Source organism: Sphingobium sp. TomMM35A, assembly GCF_054771735.1.
The window spans coordinates 370,054-387,613 of sequence record NZ_BSRC01000002.1 but is presented as its reverse complement, the minus strand read 5'-3'; the positions used below and the strand labels follow the sequence as shown (position 1 = coordinate 387,613).

Annotated in this window: 18 protein-coding genes; 12 read left to right on the top strand and 6 right to left on the bottom strand. The window is 63.0% G+C overall.

Features of this window, described 5'->3' with window-relative positions; genetic code table 11:
• Position 1: 1 nt before the first annotated feature.
• From ACYU8T_RS14880 to ACYU8T_RS14870, 3 genes are read right to left on the bottom strand one after another with little or no spacing between them, the layout of a single operon-like run.
• Positions 2–799, bottom strand: a complete 798-nt coding sequence (locus ACYU8T_RS14880; RefSeq protein ID WP_461160083.1) for a CoA-transferase subunit beta — start codon at positions 797–799, stop codon at positions 2–4.
• 14 nt (positions 800–813) lie between these two features.
• Positions 814–1,713, bottom strand: a complete 900-nt coding sequence (locus ACYU8T_RS14875; RefSeq protein WP_097093813.1) for a CoA transferase subunit A — start codon at positions 1,711–1,713, stop codon at positions 814–816.
• 44 nt (positions 1,714–1,757) lie between these two features.
• The gene (locus tag ACYU8T_RS14870; RefSeq protein ID WP_461160082.1) at positions 1,758–2,684 is read right to left on the bottom strand and encodes a VOC family protein; all 927 of its coding nucleotides are present in this window, start codon (positions 2,682–2,684) and stop codon (positions 1,758–1,760) included.
• Positions 2,685–3,031: 347 nt separating this feature from the next.
• Here ACYU8T_RS14870 and ACYU8T_RS14865 point away from each other — a divergent pair, with 347 nt between their 5' ends.
• The 9 genes from ACYU8T_RS14865 to ACYU8T_RS14825 all read left to right on the top strand — a co-directional run bounded on the left by ACYU8T_RS14865 (position 3,032) and on the right by ACYU8T_RS14825 (position 10,598).
• Positions 3,032–4,252 (top strand): acyl-CoA dehydrogenase family protein, encoded by a 1,221-nt coding sequence (locus ACYU8T_RS14865; RefSeq protein ID WP_461160081.1) that lies wholly within the window; start codon positions 3,032–3,034, stop codon positions 4,250–4,252.
• 42 nt (positions 4,253–4,294) lie between these two features.
• Positions 4,295–5,128: an alpha/beta fold hydrolase gene (locus ACYU8T_RS14860; RefSeq protein ID WP_461160080.1), complete on the top strand. Its 834-nt coding sequence runs from the start codon at positions 4,295–4,297 to the stop codon at positions 5,126–5,128.
• Entirely contained in the window at positions 5,121–5,636 is a 516-nt protein-coding gene (locus ACYU8T_RS14855) for a flavin reductase family protein (RefSeq protein WP_201516794.1), read from the top strand. The genes ACYU8T_RS14860 and ACYU8T_RS14855 overlap by 8 nt, the downstream gene beginning before the upstream one ends.
• Before the next feature lie 71 nt (positions 5,637–5,707).
• The gene (locus ACYU8T_RS14850; RefSeq protein ID WP_461160397.1) at positions 5,708–6,412 is read left to right on the top strand and encodes a fumarylacetoacetate hydrolase family protein; all 705 of its coding nucleotides are present in this window, start codon (positions 5,708–5,710) and stop codon (positions 6,410–6,412) included.
• 47 nt (positions 6,413–6,459) lie between these two features.
• Positions 6,460–7,407 carry an acetaldehyde dehydrogenase (acetylating) gene (locus tag ACYU8T_RS14845; protein WP_097093809.1) on the top strand — a complete coding sequence of 316 codons (948 nt, stop codon included), beginning with the start codon at positions 6,460–6,462 and terminating at the stop codon, positions 7,405–7,407.
• Entirely contained in the window at positions 7,404–8,462 is a 1,059-nt protein-coding gene (dmpG, locus tag ACYU8T_RS14840) for a 4-hydroxy-2-oxovalerate aldolase (RefSeq protein ID WP_461160079.1), read from the top strand. Before ACYU8T_RS14845 ends, dmpG begins: the two co-directional genes overlap by 4 nt.
• Before the next feature lie 66 nt (positions 8,463–8,528).
• Entirely contained in the window at positions 8,529–9,341 is an 813-nt protein-coding gene (locus ACYU8T_RS14835; protein ID WP_461160078.1) for a sugar phosphate isomerase/epimerase family protein, read from the top strand.
• Positions 9,342–9,606: 265 nt separating this feature from the next.
• Positions 9,607–10,077 (top strand): Lrp/AsnC family transcriptional regulator, encoded by a 471-nt coding sequence (locus ACYU8T_RS14830; protein ID WP_201516144.1) that lies wholly within the window; start codon positions 9,607–9,609, stop codon positions 10,075–10,077.
• On the top strand, positions 10,074–10,598 hold the full coding sequence (locus tag ACYU8T_RS14825; protein WP_461160077.1) for an Lrp/AsnC family transcriptional regulator: 525 nt from the start codon (positions 10,074–10,076) through the stop codon (positions 10,596–10,598). Before ACYU8T_RS14830 ends, ACYU8T_RS14825 begins: the two co-directional genes overlap by 4 nt.
• Here the strand turns inward: ACYU8T_RS14825 and ACYU8T_RS14820 are convergent.
• The 3 genes from ACYU8T_RS14820 to ACYU8T_RS14810 form a co-directional block, all read right to left on the bottom strand.
• A complete protein-coding gene (locus ACYU8T_RS14820) occupies positions 10,570–11,781 on the bottom strand; it encodes a dicarboxylate/amino acid:cation symporter (RefSeq protein ID WP_461160076.1) in 1,212 nt (403 codons plus the stop codon). The genes ACYU8T_RS14825 and ACYU8T_RS14820 overlap by 29 nt on opposite strands.
• A complete protein-coding gene (locus ACYU8T_RS14815; RefSeq protein ID WP_461160075.1) occupies positions 11,778–12,800 on the bottom strand; it encodes a methyltransferase in 1,023 nt (340 codons plus the stop codon). Before ACYU8T_RS14815 ends, ACYU8T_RS14820 begins: the two co-directional genes overlap by 4 nt.
• 155 nt (positions 12,801–12,955) lie before the next feature.
• Positions 12,956–13,591 (bottom strand): TetR/AcrR family transcriptional regulator, encoded by a 636-nt coding sequence (locus ACYU8T_RS14810; RefSeq protein ID WP_461160074.1) that lies wholly within the window; start codon positions 13,589–13,591, stop codon positions 12,956–12,958.
• Positions 13,592–13,725: 134 nt separating this feature from the next.
• Between ACYU8T_RS14810 and ACYU8T_RS14805 the strand changes: the two genes are divergently transcribed.
• The 3 genes from ACYU8T_RS14805 to ACYU8T_RS14795 are packed head-to-tail and all read left to right on the top strand — an operon-like array spanning position 13,726 to position 17,544.
• Positions 13,726–15,711 carry a flavin-containing monooxygenase gene (locus ACYU8T_RS14805; RefSeq protein WP_461160073.1) on the top strand — a complete coding sequence of 662 codons (1,986 nt, stop codon included), beginning with the start codon at positions 13,726–13,728 and terminating at the stop codon, positions 15,709–15,711.
• A gap of 39 nt (positions 15,712–15,750) precedes the next feature.
• Positions 15,751–16,158 (top strand): VOC family protein, encoded by a 408-nt coding sequence (locus ACYU8T_RS14800; RefSeq protein ID WP_461160072.1) that lies wholly within the window; start codon positions 15,751–15,753, stop codon positions 16,156–16,158.
• Positions 16,159–16,182: 24 nt separating this feature from the next.
• Positions 16,183–17,544 (top strand): hypothetical protein, encoded by a 1,362-nt coding sequence (locus ACYU8T_RS14795; protein ID WP_461160071.1) that lies wholly within the window; start codon positions 16,183–16,185, stop codon positions 17,542–17,544.
• Positions 17,545–17,560: the final 16 nt, after the last annotated feature.

Sequence of the window (17,560 nt, the reverse complement as noted above, 5' to 3'; positions counted from 1 at the left end):
CTCAGGCTGCCCTTCTGTCTCCGGCCGGATTGTCCTTGAACACGGTGGCCCGGACATTGTTGGGGTCGATCTTGGCGATCAGCTCCAGCTGCTCGGCCGTCGGCGCAGGCGTCACCGGGATTTCGCCCTCGACCTTCGCCAGCGGGAAGCCCGTATTGTCCTGCACTTCCTCGAAGGTGACGCCCGGATGCAGCGAGATCACGCGGATCTGGTGATCGGGGCCGCCGAAATCCATCACGCACAAATTGGTGATGATGCGGCGCAGGTCCAGGCCCTGGGGCGGAGCGCCATTGCGGTAGCGCGCCGGGTTGTAGCCCGCCATGCAGACGAAATCGACTTCGCCTTCCACGAACGCACGCTTGTTGTGGTTCGCAAAGAAGAAGCTGTTGGGGTGGCTGATCGAGTTGCCCGGGAAACCGCGCGCGCCGAGCATCGCGGCCTTGGGCTTCTTGTGGTCGCCGATCACCGAGATGTTCGCCTGACCGAAGCGGTCGATCTGCACCGGGCCGACCAGCGCATGGCGGCGGCCGCTCCACAGCGCGGAGAAGACGCGGTCATAATTGGCGATGCCTTCGAACTCGGGCTCGGTGGCGCGCTTGCCCGGGCCGACGGGCTCGCTCGTATACCAGGCCTCGCCATCGGTGGTCTGGATCGCGGGCGCGAAGGAGAGCTTGGCAAGGCCAGCGCCGATGCGGGGGAGGGGGCCGATGCCGGTCGCCATCACCTCGCCATCATCGCGCCAGACTTGCGCGCAGGCGACGATGACGAGTTCAGCGAGCGAATAGCTATTCTGGGTCATGTTCGGTCTCGCTCTTAGTAAATGGGGACGGGAAGCTGCTTGACGGCTTCTTCGCCGCCGATCGCTGCCTGATAGTCCGCTTCGGACACGTCGATATATTTCGCCTTGTAGTCGGCCCAGGCTTCGGGCGAGGCGGCGCTTTCGACATAGGTCTTGATGTGCTTCAAATCGAGCTGATAGTCGGGATCAGCGCTGGTGGGGTGCGCGCCGAGCGGCGCTTCAGCGACGCCGGTGATCATCGCCCGCTCGACAAGGTTGTAGCGGCTGTTCTTCTTCATATCGAGCTCTGCGGTCGGCACGATCTTCTCGACCGTCACATAGCTCTTGCCTGCAGCGCGCACGAGCAGTTCATCGAAGATCGGATCGACCGAGAGGGTGAGGATGTTGCCGCGCTCGTCGGAACGGTGGGCGTGGATCAGCGCGATGTCGGGGACGAGCGCTGGCATGGCGACGAATTCCTCGCCATCGGCATAGGGGCTCTTCACGAATTTGAAGTCGAAGCCCGACTGGTTGATGATGTCGGTGCCGATGCCGACGCGGGTCGGCAGGAAGGGCAGCTTCATGGCGCCTGCGCGCAGGCCCCAATGATACATGCCCTCGTCCAGTTCCAGCACCTCGAAGGCACCGGCCTGGCGGGCGTTGCGGAAATGGGGCTCGAGCGGATAATGGTCGAGGCTGGCAAAAGCGAAGACGAGCTTACGGATCTTGCCGGTGGCGGCGAGCAGGCCGATGTCCATGCCGCCATAGCCCGCCATGAGGGTCAGGTCCTTCAGGTTCGACCGGGCGATGGCGCGGATCAGCGCCATGGGCTTGCGGCGCGTTGCCCACCCGCCGATGCCGATGGTCATCCCGTCGGAAATCTGGTCGACGATGTCGTCCACCGTCATGCGCTTGTCGAGCATAGTCTCAGTCATCCTTTTACGTCAGTCTCGTCCGGTCCCGTGCGCAGTCCTGCCAGTCAGTCCTGTTCATGGGCCCATTTATGGCCCCAGTCGCTTACCGCGAGGCTGGTGGTGGGGACCCATGTGTCGGGGTCTATTACCAGGCCGTTCCAGCCATATTCGATGTCGAAACCGCCTGGTGTCTGCATGTAGAAAGAGGTCATCTTGTCGTTGACATGACGGCCAAGGCTCGCCGACAGGGGAACTTTGCCCTTGCTCTTCAAGACCCGGTCATAGGCGCGGCCGACATCTTCGAGGGAGCCGACCTCCAGCATCATGTGCACAGCGCCATTGGGGCTTTCGGGCAATTGCCCCAGCGCCAGGCTGTGGTGGCGCGGGTTGCAGTGCATGAAGGCAAAGCCCACGCCCGGATCATCCTCGCCCCCGCCCTGGAGGTAGAAGCGGCCAAGGTCGGTGTCGCCAAAGCCCATGACGTCCCTGTAGAAGTCGTGGGTTTCCTCGAAATTGGGGGCGGTGAGCACGACATGGCCCATCCCCATGTCGCCGTCCGCCCCACCCGGGCTGCCGGTCACGAAGCGGCTGACGCCCGCGGGCGAGGTGAAGGGGGCATAGTCGACGAAGCGGCCGTAGAAGAGCTCCATCGGGTTGCCCGCAGGGTCCGACGAGCGGGCAAGCTCATAGACCTGGCGCGCGCGCGCTTCCATGACGCCCGCGCGCGTCACCGGGCGGCCTGCCGCCTCGAGGCGGGCCAGCGCCGATTCGAACGCCTCGCGATTCGCGCATTCCCAGCCCGGCGCCACGAAACGGTCGGCCGCGCCCTTTTCCACCCACAGGCGGTAGGGCCGGTCGTCCATGCGGAAGAGCGCCACATCCTCGCTGGGCGAAGGCGCTGCCATCAGCCCTGCGATATTGCAGGCAAAATCCTGCCAGCGCCCAAGGTCCTGCGCCTCGATCACCACATAGCCCAGGGATATCACTGCCATTTTAAGCACCTCGCCCTATCTTTCCGTACCAAGGGGTCTTCCCGTCTTTTACGGGCCTTTCCCATGTTTCCGGCCATCATCTCTGCCCAAGCGTTGCAAAATGGCCTTCCCCATATGCACAGGGCCCATACGCATGAGGCAGGCGCTGCCGCCCTTGTTCTGCGCCTGGGCCTGGGGAGGCGCGTTAAGCGCGCTCAACGAGCTTATGGCAATTCGTTCCCGATCCGCCTATAAGCAACGGCCCAAATGCGCAAGCCCTGTTTGCCTTGACAGTTTGCGTAACGGGTATTTATATAAACTACGCATATAGCAAATCTGAAGCAGAGTCGCCTACAATGGAGAAGATGATGACTGGGGCAGTAGCAAGCCGACCCATTGACGAGGCGAATGCAGGAATAGCTTCGCCCGAAAGCCTGATCGCCAAAGCCAAGGCGATGATCCCGGTGCTGCGGGAACGCGCCCGGGCCTGCACCATCGCCCATGACGTGCCGCCCGAGACCGTCGCCGAGATGAAGGCGGCAGGCTTCTTCCGCGTGCTCCAGCCCAAGCGCTATGGCGGCTATGAGATGCACCCCAATGTCTTCTTCGAGATTCAGAAGGCGCTCGCTGAAGGTTGCATGTCGACAGGCTGGATCTACGGCGTCCTTGGCTGCCACCCCTATGAACTCGCCCTCTTCCATGACGAGGCGCAGAAGGAAGTGTGGGGCGAGGACCCCGACATGCTCGTCTCCTCCACCTATCAGCCGGTCGGCAAGGTGGAAAAGGCCGATGGCGGCTTCTACCTCTCGGGCCGCTGGGGCTTTTCGTCGGGCTCCTCCCACTGCGGTTGGGTGCTGCTTGGCGCGATCAATTTCGACACCAATGGCGGCCCGCCCGACATGCGCACCTTCCTGCTGCCGCGCTCGGACTATCAGGTGATCGAAGGCACCTGGGACACGTTCGGCCTCCAGGGCACCGGCAGCTTCGACATCGTGGTCGAGCGCGTCTTCGTGCCCGAACACCGCACCCACAAGGCGAGCGACGGCTTTGCCGGCACCAATCCGGGCCAGGAAACCAACGCAGCCCCGCTCTACCGCATCCCCTGGGCGCAGCTCTTCATCCGCTCGGTCTCCAGCGCTGCCTTCGGCGGCATCCGCGCCGCGACCTCAGCCGCCATGGAGATCATGGGCAGCCGCGTCTCGACCAACACCGGCAAGGCGTCCAAGGCCGACCCCAATCTCCACGCCGCCATCGCCCGCGCGATCGCCGAGACCAACGAGATGGAGCTCACCCACCGCACGACCTTCAACGAGTTGATGGGTTATGCCGAGCGTAACGAGCCCGTCCCAATGGAAAAGCGCGCGCTCTTTGCCTACCAGTCCGCCAGCGTCGTGCGCCGCATGGCCGAGCTTGCCGATGGCATGGTCAAGCTGCTGGGCGGCCGGGCGATCTACATGTCGAGCCCGATCCTCCAGCCCTGGCTCGACCTCCACGCCGCGCGCGCCCATGTCGCCAACGACCCGGCCAACCGCACCAGCGACGTCATCGGCACGATGAATGGTGAACCGCCCGCCTTCACCTTTATCTGATCGCGCATATGGCATCTGGCACAGGCAAAAAGAGGATTGCCCATGGGCAGTGAATTGATCCGCAAGACCTATAGCGTTGCGGGCGGATATGAGATTTCGATCGCGGAAATCGCAGGGGCTGCGGCCGATGCCCCGACCGTCATCTTCATCCATGGCAGTGGTCCCGGCGCATCGGGCGCGTCCAACTTCCGCAACAATGCGCAAGTCTTCGCTGACGCTGGCTATCGCGTCATCCTGCCTGACCTCATCGGTTATGGCACCTCGTCGAAGCCCGAAGCCGACTATCCGCTCGAACTGTTTACGCAGACCCTGCTCGATGCCCTTGCCCAGCATGGGATCACAGGCGGCCACCTCATCGGCAATTCGCTGGGCGGCGGCATCGCCCTCCAGATCGCGCTCGACCATCCTCAATTTGCCGTCGGCAAGCTCATCCTGATGGCGCCCGGCTGCGTGGCGGAACAGGCGAGCTATTTCACCATGCCCGGCATCGCCAAGATGCGCTCGGGCTTTGGCAGCCCGGAATTCAACGTCGAGGAACAGCGCCGCCTCATCGGCAACCTCATGCACCCTTCTTCGGCCCATCATGTGACCGATGCACTGGTCGAGGAGCGCTTCGCCGTCGCGCGCACCCAGCCCAAGGATGTGCTCGCCCGGGTGAAGACCCCCAACCTTGGCCCGCGCCTTGGCGAGGTTGCGCAGCCGATCTTCGTGCTCTGGGGCCTCAATGACGAATTCTGCCCCGAAAGCCATGCGCGGCTCTTCCTCGACGCTTGTCCCGACGTGCGCTGCCTCACCTTCTCGCAGACTGGCCATTGGGTGCAGGTCGAGCGGGCTCAGGAGTTCAACCGCTATTCGCTGGACTTCCTGAATGGCTGACCCCGCGCCTGCGCCATCCGTGCCGGTTCCCGAGCCCGTGGACGTCACCATGGGCCTCAAGGGCGCGATGCGCCGCCTGCCCTCGGGCGTGGCGATCGTCACCGCGCTGGGCGAGGGCAAGGCGCCGGTCGGCATGGCCGCGACCTCGATCACCTCGCTCACCATGGACCCGCCAGCGGTGCTCGTCTGCGTCAACCAGACAGCCGGCATCCACGCCCATCTCTCGCCCGGCTGCCCGGTCAGCATCAACCTCCTCTCGCGTCATCAGCGAGAGGTGTCGGCAGCGTTCGGGGGCGCGGTCGCGCGCGAGGCGCGCTTTGGCGTGGGGCAATGGACCGCCGATCCCCATGGCCTGCCGATCCTCGAAGAGGCGCAGGCCAACCTCTCCTGCACGATCGAGAGCATGACCCCCTTTGGCACGCACAGCATCGTCATCGCACGGGTCAAGGCGGTGCGCCTGAGCGACGCGGTCGATCCCCTCATCTTCCAGGACGGAGCCTATCTGTGAGCGACCTTAATAACCAGCTTGCAGAGGAGCTCTACCAGGCCCTGCGCAACAAGCGCACCGTGCCGCCGCTGATGGCGCGTCACCCTGAGCTCACCATCGATGACGCCTATGCCATCTCGCTTGGCGCGCTCGAACGCCGCAAGGCCGATGGCGAGAAGGTCATCGGCAAGAAGATCGGCGTTACGTCGAAGGCGGTGCAGGACATGCTGGGCGTGCACCAGCCCGACTTCGGGTTCCTCACTGACCGCATGTATATCGAGGGCGACATCGATGTCGCGGCAAACGGCCTCATCGCCCCGCGCGCCGAGGCCGAGATCGGCTTCATCCTGAAAGACAGCCTCAAGGGGCCGGGCGTGACGGCGGACGATGTGATCGCCGCGACGGACAGCATCGTCCCCTGTTTCGAGATCGTCGACAGCCGCATCCAGGACTGGAAGATCGGCATCGTCGACACCGTCGCCGACAATGCGTCCTGCGGCGTCTATGTGCTGGGCGAGGCGCGTGTGAACCCGCGCGACCACGACCTTCCCAATCTCCACGTCACCGTCACCAAGAATGGCGCGCCGCTCAGCGAAGGCTATGGCCATGCGGTGCAGGGCTCGCCCGCGCAAGCGGTCGCCTGGCTTGCCAATACGCTGGGTGCCTATGGCGTTACCTTGGAGGCTGGCGATGTGATATTGTCGGGCAGCCTGGTGCCACTCGAACCGGCAGCGCCAGGCGATGTGTTCGAGATGCAGCTCCACGGGGTCGGCAGCTGCACCGCGCGCTTTATCTGAATATCGAAGTGGGCATCGCCCGGTCGCGATGCCGTGAGGAGTGAAGAATGACGGGCAAGGTCAAGGCGGCGATCATCGGGTCGGGCAATATCGGCACCGACCTCATGATCAAGATGATCAAATATCCCCAGAATATGGAACTGGTGGCCGTGGTCGGCATCGACGAGAAGTCCGAAGGGCTCGCCATGGCGCGCGAGCGCGGCGTCGCCACCACCCATGAGGGCCTTGAAGGCCTCATGAAGATGGACGTTTACCCTGAGATCGGCATCGTGTTCGACGCGACCTCCGCCTACGCCCACAAGGTGCATGACGAAGCGCTGCGCAAGGACGGCAAGCAGGTGGTCGATTTGACCCCCGCCGCGATCGGCCCCTACACCATCCCCACCGTCAACGGCGAAGCCAATCTCGACGCGGGCAATGTCAACATGGTGACCTGCGGCGGACAGGCAACGATCCCGATGGTCGCTGCCGTCTCTGAGGTCGCGACCGTCCATTATGCCGAGATCGTGGCATCGGTCTCCTCGCGCTCGGCGGGGCCTGGCACCCGCGCCAATATCGACGAGTTCACCCGCACCACCGCTGGCGCCATCGAAAAGGTCGGCGGCGCGGCGCAGGGCAAGGCGATCATCATCTTGAACCCGGCTGAACCGCCGATGATCATGCGCGACACGGTGTTCACCCTGTCCGAAGGCGCTGATGAAGAGACCATCCGCGCCTCGGTCGAAGCCATGGTGAAGAAGGTCCAGGCCTATGTGCCGGGCTATCGCTTGAAGCAGGAAGTGCAGTTCGAGCGCTTTGGCGACAATAACAAGCTCACCATCCCCGGCCGCGGCGAGTTCACCGGCATCAAGACCATGATCCTGCTCGAGGTCGAAGGGGCGGGCGATTATCTGCCGAGCTATTCGGGCAATCTCGACATCATGACGGCCGCCGCCAAGGCGACCGGCGAGCTGCTCGCGCAGCGCATCGCAGAAGGAAAGAAGGTGGCAGCATGAGCGCCCAGTCCAACAAGCCGTTCAACGTCGAGGCGGGCGACAAGCTCTACATCCAGGACGTGACGCTGCGCGATGGCATGCACGCCATCCGCCACATGTATGGCATCGACCATGTGAAATCGATCGCCAAGGCATTGGATGACGCAGGCGTCGACGCGATCGAGGTCGCCCATGGCGACGGCCTCAATGGCGCCAGCTTCAACTATGGCTTTGGCGCGCATACCGATTGGGAATGGCTCGAGGCGGTTGCCTCGGTGCTGACCCGGTCGGTTCTCACCACGCTCATCCTGCCGGGCGTCGGCACGGTCGAGGAACTGCGCCGCGCCTATGATATCGGCGTGCGCTCGGTCCGGGTCGCGACCCATTGCACCGAAGCCGATGTCTCGAAACAGCATATCGGCATCGCCCGCGACCTTGGCATGGACGTCTCAGGGTTCCTGATGATGAGCCACATGATCGATGCGGAGAAGCTCGCCGAGCAGGCGCTGCTGATGGAAAGCTATGGCGCGCAGTGCGTCTATGTAACCGACAGCGGCGGCGCGCTCGACATGGATGGGGTGAAGGCCCGCCTCGAAGCCTATGACCGGGTCTTGAAACCCGAGACCCAGCGCGGCATCCACGCCCATCACAACCTCTCGCTTGGCGTCGCCAACTCGATCGTCGCGGCGCAATGCGGCGCGGTGCGCATCGACGCCTCGCTCACCGGCATGGGCGCGGGCGCTGGCAATGCGCCCTTGGAAGTGTTCATCGCCGCTGCCGACCGCAAGGGCTGGAACCATGGCTGCGATGTCAACGCGCTCATGGACGCGGCCGAGGATCTCGTTCGTCCGCTGCAGGACCGCCCGGTCCGGGTCGACCGCGAAACCCTGGCGCTTGGCTATGCCGGGGTCTATTCTTCCTTCCTGCGCCATGCCGAGAAGGCCGCCGAAACCTACGGCCTAGACACCCGCACCATCCTGGTGGAACTTGGCCGCCGCAAGATGGTCGGTGGGCAAGAAGACATGATCGTCGATGTCGCATTGGACATGCTGAAAGAACGCGCAACAGCGGCCTGACATGCCGCCGGGCGCGTCCATTCGCGCCCGGCATCGCTCGCACGCAAAGCCAAAAGAGGAGAGGATATGGCCGACAAGCGCCTGTCGCTCGACCATATCACCGTCACCGACACCACCCCCTGGCAACTGGCGCAGATCGCCGCAGAGGTAGGGTGTGAAGGCATCTGCCCGTTCCTCCATTCCATGGAGGTGCTGCCCGCCATGCCCAGCTATGACCTGGTGCGCGATCCCCAGGCGCTGCGCAAGACCCGCGACGCGCTCGCCGCCACCGGGGTCAAGGTCGACCTCATCTACCCCTTCACCATGGCAGGGCGTACCAACCCCCAGGACTTCGTTCCCGCGCTCGAAACCGGCGCAGCATTGGGCGCGCCCCTTGCCAATGTCCTGTGCTACGACCGCGATCCTGTCCGCCGCACCGAAAGGCTCGTTGAACTCGCCGAACTCGCCGCCTCGTTCGGCATCGCCCTGTCACTCGAATTTTATCCCCCCTCCCAGGTCCGGACCCTCAGCGCCGCCCTCGAGGAAATAGCCCGCGCCGGCCGCCCCGACATCAAGGTCACAGCCGACCTCCTCCACATCATGCGTGGCGGCGAAGCAGACACCAGCATGGCGCTCCTCCGTCACCCCGCCATCGCCATCGCCCAAATCTCCGACGGACCCGCAACCATCGATCCAGACAGCATCGAACATGAAGCCGGCATCCAGCGCCTCCTCCCCGGACAAGGCAGCTTCAACATCACAGCGTTCGCACAAACCCTAAACCCCAACACTCCACTCAGCGTCGAAATACCACAGCAAAAACAAATAGACGCAGGAACAACACCACAACAACGCGCAAAGAACGCGGTGGATTGCGTGAAGGCATTGCTGGACCAGTGAGGCTGCGGAGGGCCATCGAGATTGGGCGGTAGATAGCGGATTTTTTTCGCATAGCTGAACCACCCGTTTCATACGCATCGTCATGATGGATGATCGTTGCCATCAAAACATGCGGCGTGACGGTGCGCAGAACTGTGCATTGTTGAAGACCGGGCGGCCACGGCCAGTCATCCGCTCCCGGCCGTCAGGTGGCACTCTGAATTCCTGCACGCTATAACCCGCGCATCTACGGGAGGCATGGGGAATGCAGATACGGAATGGGCGGATGGCAGCGCCGCCCGCACTGGATGCACTGGATAATAGCATCATCGAAATCCTGCGGACCAATGGCCGGGCAACCAACCAGGACATTGCGCAGCAACTGTCGGTGACCGCCGCTACCGTTTCGGCACGGTTGCAGAAGATGGAGGATGCGCGGGCGATGCGTGTCGTCGCCGTGACCGACTTCGCGGCGAGAGGGTATAATGTCATCATTGCCGTCGGCGTCAGGGTGCAGGGGCGTGGCATCCAGGAAGTGGGACGCGACCTTGCCAAATTCCCCGAAGTGCTGAGCGTCAATGCCATGAACGGCGGTTATGATCTGGAGCTGATGGTGGCGCTCCATGATTTTTCCGAGGTTCAGGAATTTCTCTACGACCATATCTCCGGCATCGAGGGTGTGGCGCAGATTGATTCCGGCGTCGCGGTGGACATCGTCAAATATGAGTTCAACGTCGTGCCGCTGGGGCCGACATGAGCGCGCCGCTGCTAGATCCGCTGGACCGGAGGATCGTGGACAAGCTGTCCTTCGATGCGCGCATTTCGAACCGGGCGATTGCTGCTGAACTGGGCGTCACCGAAGGGACGATCCGGGCGCGGATAAAGCGGTTGCAGAATGAGGGGCTGATCCATTTCACGGTGGTGACGGATTTCCGCCTCGCGGGGTCGCCCAACCTTTGCATGATGGGGATCAACGCCGATCCGTCGCAGGTGACGGCGATCGCGAAGCAATTGAGGCGGATGCCGGAGATCAATTGCGTCGTGCTGCTGCTGGGCCGGTTCAATTTGCTGGCGATGGGTCTTTTCACGAATATCGAGCAGCTGAATGACCTGGTTTCGGCCAAGATTCGCACCCTGCCTGGCGTGCAGCGGGTGGAGACGGGGATTTCCGTGCATAATCTGAAATATGAGGCGGGAGTGGCGCGGATTACGCAAATGCCAAAAGGAAATAGCGAAATAAACGCGGTTTCTAAAAAGAATGTCGTTGCGGCGGCGTAACGATGCAGGCGGCGGCGGTGTCGTTGGTGACGTTGCCGACGGTGCGGAAAAGGTCGGGGATCGCCTCTATCGCCAGGAGTAGTGGGAGCGCCGTCACGGGCACGCCAGCGGCGATGCAGACGGGGGCGATCGTCGCGAAGAAGGAGACTTGCGCGGGAAGGCCGACCGCGCCGAGGCTGACGGGCACGGCGACGAGGGCAATCAGCGCCAGGGTGGCGATGCCGATCGCTACCCCATGCATGTGGCCGAGATAGATGGCGACAGCGACGTTCGCGGCGACGCTGGAGGCGCGGAACAGCGACACGGCCATCGGCAGGACGATGGCGGCGGTTTCTTCCGGAACGTCGAGGTCGCGGGCAGCGTCCACCATGACGGGCAGCGTTGCGAGCGAGGATTGCGTGCCGAGCGCGACTGCCTGGGCCGGGAGGGCCGATCGGGCGAAGCGGAGGGGAGAGCGGCGCCCCGCCAGCGCTGCCCAGATATAGGCGAGCAGCGTCGCGGCAAGGCAGCAGGCAGCGACGACCGCGATATATTGGGCAAAGGCACCCACCGCGCCGACGCCGAGCTTCGCCCCTGCGCCGAAGGCCAAGGCCGCGATGCCGAGGGGCGCGACCGCCAGCACCCAACCGACGATGACCAGCATGGTTTCGACAAGGCCGGTCAGGAGCTTGAGCAAGGCGTCGGCCAGATCCCGAGTGATGCGCGCGATGGCGAAGCCGAAGAAGATCGCGAAGACGACCAGCGGCACCATGGCCGTTTCAGCGGCGGCCTTGAGCGGGTTTGCGGGGATGATGCCGCTGTACCATGCGCTCTGCGGCGTAGGGGGCGGCGGCGCCCCGACCGGCGCGAAACCCTGCGCGACCGGCCAGAGCCGCAACAGCCCCTCCGCCAGAAACGCCGCGCAGACCGAAGCTGCCGTCAGCATCAGCGCGAAGAGGATGAGGGCGCGGCCCGCGATGCTGCCAGCAGCGGCGTTGCGAGAGGCCGAAGCGATGCCGGTGACGAGCAAGCCGAAGACCAGCGGCACGACCGTCATGGTCAGCGCATCGAGCCAGAGGCTGCCGACCGGCTGAAGAATGGTCCCAAGGGTCTGCTGCAGCGGCCCGCTGGTGATGATGCCCGCCGCCAGGCCGAGGACAAGGCCAGCCAGCAAGTGCAGGGGCCGCGCCTTTACGGAGATCAATTCGAGGCCGCCCGGCGTTCGATCACCGCGGAGATCAGCGCGATGCGCTCGACATCGGCATAGGCGGGGTTTTCCAGTTCCTCACCGAACACGTCCGGATCGATTTCGGCATAGCGAAGCAGGCAGTCATGCTCTTGCGCAAGGCTGGCAAGGCGCACCTTCAGTTCGTCGTTGCCGCCGACGATCGCGCTGCCGGTATAAAGGATGAAGCGGCCGTCATCAGCCAGCCGGGGCACGGCCTGCCGCGCCATCGTCAGTGATATCTCAGCCCCGTGCATGCCGCCGCCGTCGCGATAGGCGCGGCCTGCGGAGTCGACGATATAGGGCGGGTTGGCGAGGAGCAGATCGAACGTTCCGCCGATCGGCGACAGATCCCCAGCCTCGCAGAAGCGCGCATCGACACCCGCCGCCTGCGCGTTGATCCGGGCGAGGCGGAGCGCGGCGGGATTGACGTCGGTCATGATGATTTCGACACGCGGGCAATGATGCGCGGCGACGATGCCGCCGACGCCCGCGCCCGTCCCCATGTCGACAAGCCGTGCGCCGTCGCGCTGCGGGCATCGGGACAGTTCATCGCTGATCAGGCGGGCGAAGCGGTAACTGTCCGGCCCGAAGAAGATCGCGTCCTGATCATCGGTGGGATAGGCGGAATGCAGCAGCAGATCAGGGCCGAGCGACGACACGCGGAAGCGGCTTTTGAGGCCGTCGCCATGCTGTTCGAGCGCTCTCGCTCGGTCGAGAATATGGAGCAGTTCGGGCTCAAGCAGATCGGCGTCGAATGGCAGCGACCAGCCGAACACGTCGCGCAGGTCGTGGGCGCGGCGCAGTGGCGCGCGTTCGATCAGGCGTGCATGGGTCGCGGGGGTGGGGGTGATGAAATGATAGCCGCGCGCCTTGAGCAGGGCGAGCAGGTCCAGCAGGGCGGCTGCTCTGCCGTCAGTATCCGCGACAGACGGGTTCCAGCCCTGTTCCTGCGACGGATCGTCGTCAAATAGCGCCCCTGATGCCATTTGCTCCATGCATCATTCTCCCTTCCGGCTAGAGAACGCCGGGAACGGCCTATCGGGTCCGGGGCGGGCTCCGAGGGGCGTTCAGGAGCACCTGGACTTGCTATCTGGCGCTGCGGAGGCAACGGGACCCCGGGGTCAAGCCCGGGGTGACGGAGAAGGAGCCTTCAAATGCCCGCGTCATTGCCGCGAAGGGTGGGGGTGATGCCGTTCAGGAAGAGTTGGGTCACAAATCGCGCGTGCGCTGCCATTTCTTCGGGGGTCAGGGGAGGACCACCGAACAACAGGCGGCGTTGCCATTCGCCAAAGGCCATGGCGACGAACTGCTTGGCGAAGTTGCGGCTATCCTCTTCCGCCACGCCTTCCTTTTCCAGCAGTTCCGCGACCGGGCTGACCTGATGCCGTTCGAACTGGTGGCGGGCGATCTGGCGCAGTTCGTCAAATTCGCCGCCCTCCCGATAGATGAGGCGCGCGATGCGGGTGCTGCGCGTGGATGAAAGCTGGCGCTGCATCTCCGTTGCGTAGGTGACGAGCCGGGTGTTCAGGTCGCCTTCGAGGTCGGGCAGGTCAGGCATCAGCTGCGCGCCCGAATGTTCCAGGCTGGCTTCGAAAAGCGCCAGCTTGTCGGGAAAGTGATTGTAGAGCGTCCGGCTCGACACCTCAGCCTTTTCCGCGATGTCGCGCAGGGATGCGGCGTGGAAGCCGGAGCGCGCAAATTCCTCAAGCGCGACGAGGATCAGGTTCATGCGCTTTTGTTCGGCCACCTCCGCCGTCGGGCGGCCCGCACGCCTCTTGATACGCACTTCATTCATCTTTTGCCTCGTCGCGCAGCCGGTGGGCAATGGCAAGCACAGTATTGTTTGACCAATTACACATTTATGTGTAATTCATGTCCATCGACTCCGAAAGTGGGCCGGAAAATTGAAGGAGAGACAGGATGCATGAGCGCGTGATGGACATGAATTCCAGGATCGACGCTGCCATCGACGCGCTGGACCCAACTATGGCGCTCATGGCGTTGATCCAGATGACGGGCAACCGGACGCTGCTCAACCAATATTGGGATGCAATCGACGGGCGTCAGGAAGAACTGGTTGAGACCTTCGTCGATATCAACGCCCATGAAGAGCGGCCAACCATCGATCCGGCGATCGCCGCCGAAATTCGCGATCGCCTGCGCCTCGCGGTGAAGTCGGGCAAGCCGCCGGTCATGCCTCAGCTGGACCGGCCGATGTTCAAGCGGATGAGCCGTCTGCTGCTGGGTCAAGACCTGCCGGAAATGTCGGTGGATGTCGCTTTTCAGCATGCCGGGTTCACGACCGACACCCGCATCCGCAAGGCTGCTGACGTGCCGCCTGCCGATTTCAAGGTGATCGTGGTCGGCGCCGGCATGATGGGCATCAACGCCGCCATCAAGCTGCAGCAGGCTGGGTTCGACTTCACGGTGCTGGAAGCGATGGACACGGTCGGCGGCAACTGGCTGACCAACACCTATCCCGGCGCGGCGGTCGATACGCCGAGCCGCATCTATTCCTTCTCCTTCGAGCCCAATGCTTCGTGGACCCAATTCTACCCGCGCGGGCCGGAATTTCTGTCCTATCTGGATCGGGTCACTGACAAATATGGCCTTCGTGACCGCATTCAGTTCGGCACCTGGGTCGAGGGCGCCAAATGGGATGACGCCCGCAAGATCTGGACTGTCAAGGCGGTCCGGAACGGCAAGCCGGAAGCCCATGAATGCAATGTCCTCATCATGTCGGTTGGGCCGAACAATAATCCCAACTACCCCAAGGTGAAGAATCTCGATAGCTTCAAGGGGCCGGTCATCCATTCGGCAGCCTGGGATCATTCCGTCGATTTGACGGGGAAGAAGGTCGTGCTGGTCGGGACGGGTTGTTCGGGCGTGCAGGTTGCGACCGCCATCGCTGACAAGGTCGGCGAACTGGTGATCGTGCAGCGCCAGCCGGAACATATCCTTCCCAATCCGCTCGCCCATGCTCCGGTGGCGGAACTGGAGCGCTGGGCCATGGAACATGTGCCCTTCGTCGCCCAGTGGAAGCGGCTGCAGAGCCTGCACAGCCAGATGCGCGACATGCATGGAATGATCATGAAGGATGAGGAACATGCCGCGAAGACGGGCGGCTTCGGCCCGATCAATGATGGCATGCGCATGTTGTGCGATGGTTATGTGAAGAGCCATTTCCCCGACGATCCGGTGATGGTGGAACTGCTGACACCCAACTTCCCGGTTTTTGCAAAGCGACCGATCCTGGATTGCGGATTTTACGATACGCTGAAGAAGCCCAATGTGTCGATCGTGCGCGGCGAGTTGGCGGAGGCCGACCAGGATGCAGTGATCCTGGCCGATGGTACGCGGATCGAATGCGACGTGTTGCTGCTGTCGACCGGTTACAACCTGCATTTCGGGCGGCAGTTCGACATTCGTGGCGCTGGCGGGAAAACGCTGAAGGACGCGTTTGATCCGCATCCCTTCTCCTATGAAGGCATGTTAATCACCGGTTTCCCCAATTTCGTCTTCATGGGCGCGCCTTACAGCTATCTGGTCGCTAACCATGCCGTGGTAAGCGAGCAGCAGGTCCATTACATCGTCGAACTGCTGCAATGGATGGTGGACGATCATCTGTCGTCCTTCGACGTCACTCAGCAGGCGACGGACGCCTTCATCGACGATGTCGATACGAACCTGGCGAAGACCGCCTGGGTGCAGTGTGGCAGCGCGCATGGCTATTATCGCGACAAAGGCGCCGATGGACAGAAAAAGGTGATCCTGGCCATTCCGCGTCACAATTCGCGGATCTGGCATGACCTGCGCGCGCCTCGACAGGAAGATTTCAATGTGACGCGCGCTGAGGGGGATATTGCCAAGGACGTGGCGCGCGAGATGGAAATGCTGACCATTTGACACGGTAAGACGAACGGCAATCAAGCAAGGAGAGAATGGATGGAACTGCCTTTTGGTGCGGAACAGGATATCGACTTCATGTTCCTGAAGTTGGTCGTCCACGACATCGCCAAGTCCGAAGTCTTCTACAAATCGGTGTTCGGGCTAGTGGAAATGAACCGGATGGATGCAAAGATCACGGGGCGCGATGTCGTGGAGATCGTTTACCAGCCGACCTACAAGGGCGGTCCGCTGTTCATTCTGGCGAGCTTTCCCGAGGACACGCAGCCGGCGAACAATGAATCCATCATCGGCTTTGCGAGCGGAGACTTGAGCGCCTGCTTGCAGCGCATCAAGAAAGCGGGCGGCACGGTGGTGGAAGACCGGGAAGTCCCCGGCTTTGGCCGGCATGCCTTCGTGAAGGATCCTGAAGGGCATCTCCTTCAGATCAGCCAGCGACAGGGCTGAGCGGTGGTGCAAGGCCATATGACGATGTGCCGCAGGCCGCTGCCTGACAGGAAGCTGTTCGATGAACTGCACCGGACGGTCGCGCCGGGCGATCATTATGGCCTTGCGTTCCCCATCTCTCCCAAAATGCTGGCGGAGTTCGGCACGGCATTCCTGACAAAGGCTTTCCGGGCTTCGGGCGTGATGTCGGCAGACAATGAAGTGACCGAGATAGTCGAGCTGAAGCCGGTGGGTGTGCCGGGCGCTTCGGAGCGGTCTCTGCTGACCCTCGCCTACGCGCGGGACGAGCCGGGATTGCACACGCATCTGTTCGCCAAGTTCCCGCCTGCGGACCCGGATCACAAATTCGGACTGATCCGGCTCGGCAGCGGCGAAGTGGACATGCAGCGGCTTGGCAGTGAGATCGACCTGCCGGTCACGACGGCGAAATATTATTTCGGGGATCATTGTGCGCGGACGACCAACTTCATCCTGATTACCGAGCGCATCGCCTTTGGCGTGCCGCCGGTCGAACCTGCGTACCGGAAGGGCTATGATCATGAGATAGGCGGGGTAGAGGAGCATTATGCGCTGCTCGCCCGGTCGCTCGCGCATCTGGTGGCGGCGCATAAATGTGGCAGGCTGGGGCCGGAAATCGAGAGCCTGTTTCCCTTTGGCGGCGCGGCGCGGGACTTTGACCCCGTGCGCGATGCCGGGGCGAAGATCGCGCGGCTGAGCACGTTCGTGACGCAGACGGCGCCGCAGCTTTTCGTGGCCGAGGCTCGCGAACCGTCGTTCATGGAGCGTTGGGCGGAGGATGTGCTGTTTGGGCTGGAGCATAAGGATGCCGTCATCGCCTATCTGCATGCGAACAGGGATTATACCGGCCTTTGCCATCCGAACCTGAATGTCGATAATGCCTGGTATTGGCGCGATCCTGCGGGGCGGCGGCACGTCGGGCTGCTTGATTGGGGCGGCGCCGGGCAGATGAGCATCGCCCAGGCGCTGAGCGGCATGATGATGATGCCGCAGCCGCTCCGATATGCCGAACTTGTCGACTTGGTGCTTGGAACGTTCGTGGAGGAGCTGGCGGACAAGTCGGGCGTTGTTCTAGACCCTGCCGAGCTGCGGCTGCAGTACAAGGCTTCGCTCTATTCCACGGCGATCGCGATGATCCTGGATATCGTCGTGGGGGCATTGGATCAGGTCCCGGTGGAAGCCTGGGCGTCCTTGAAGAGCCAGTCGGATCTGTGGCTGGCGGAAACCGGGTTGATCGCCGCAATCATATGGATCGATAATATCTTGCGGGAATGGTGCGAGGAGATGACGCCCGGCGACGCCTGCCGCGAGATAGTGGCGCGGTCGGCTGTTCCTGAACGTGCCGCCGCAACGCTTGCTTTGGGTTGAAGGTTAGAGGAGAGAT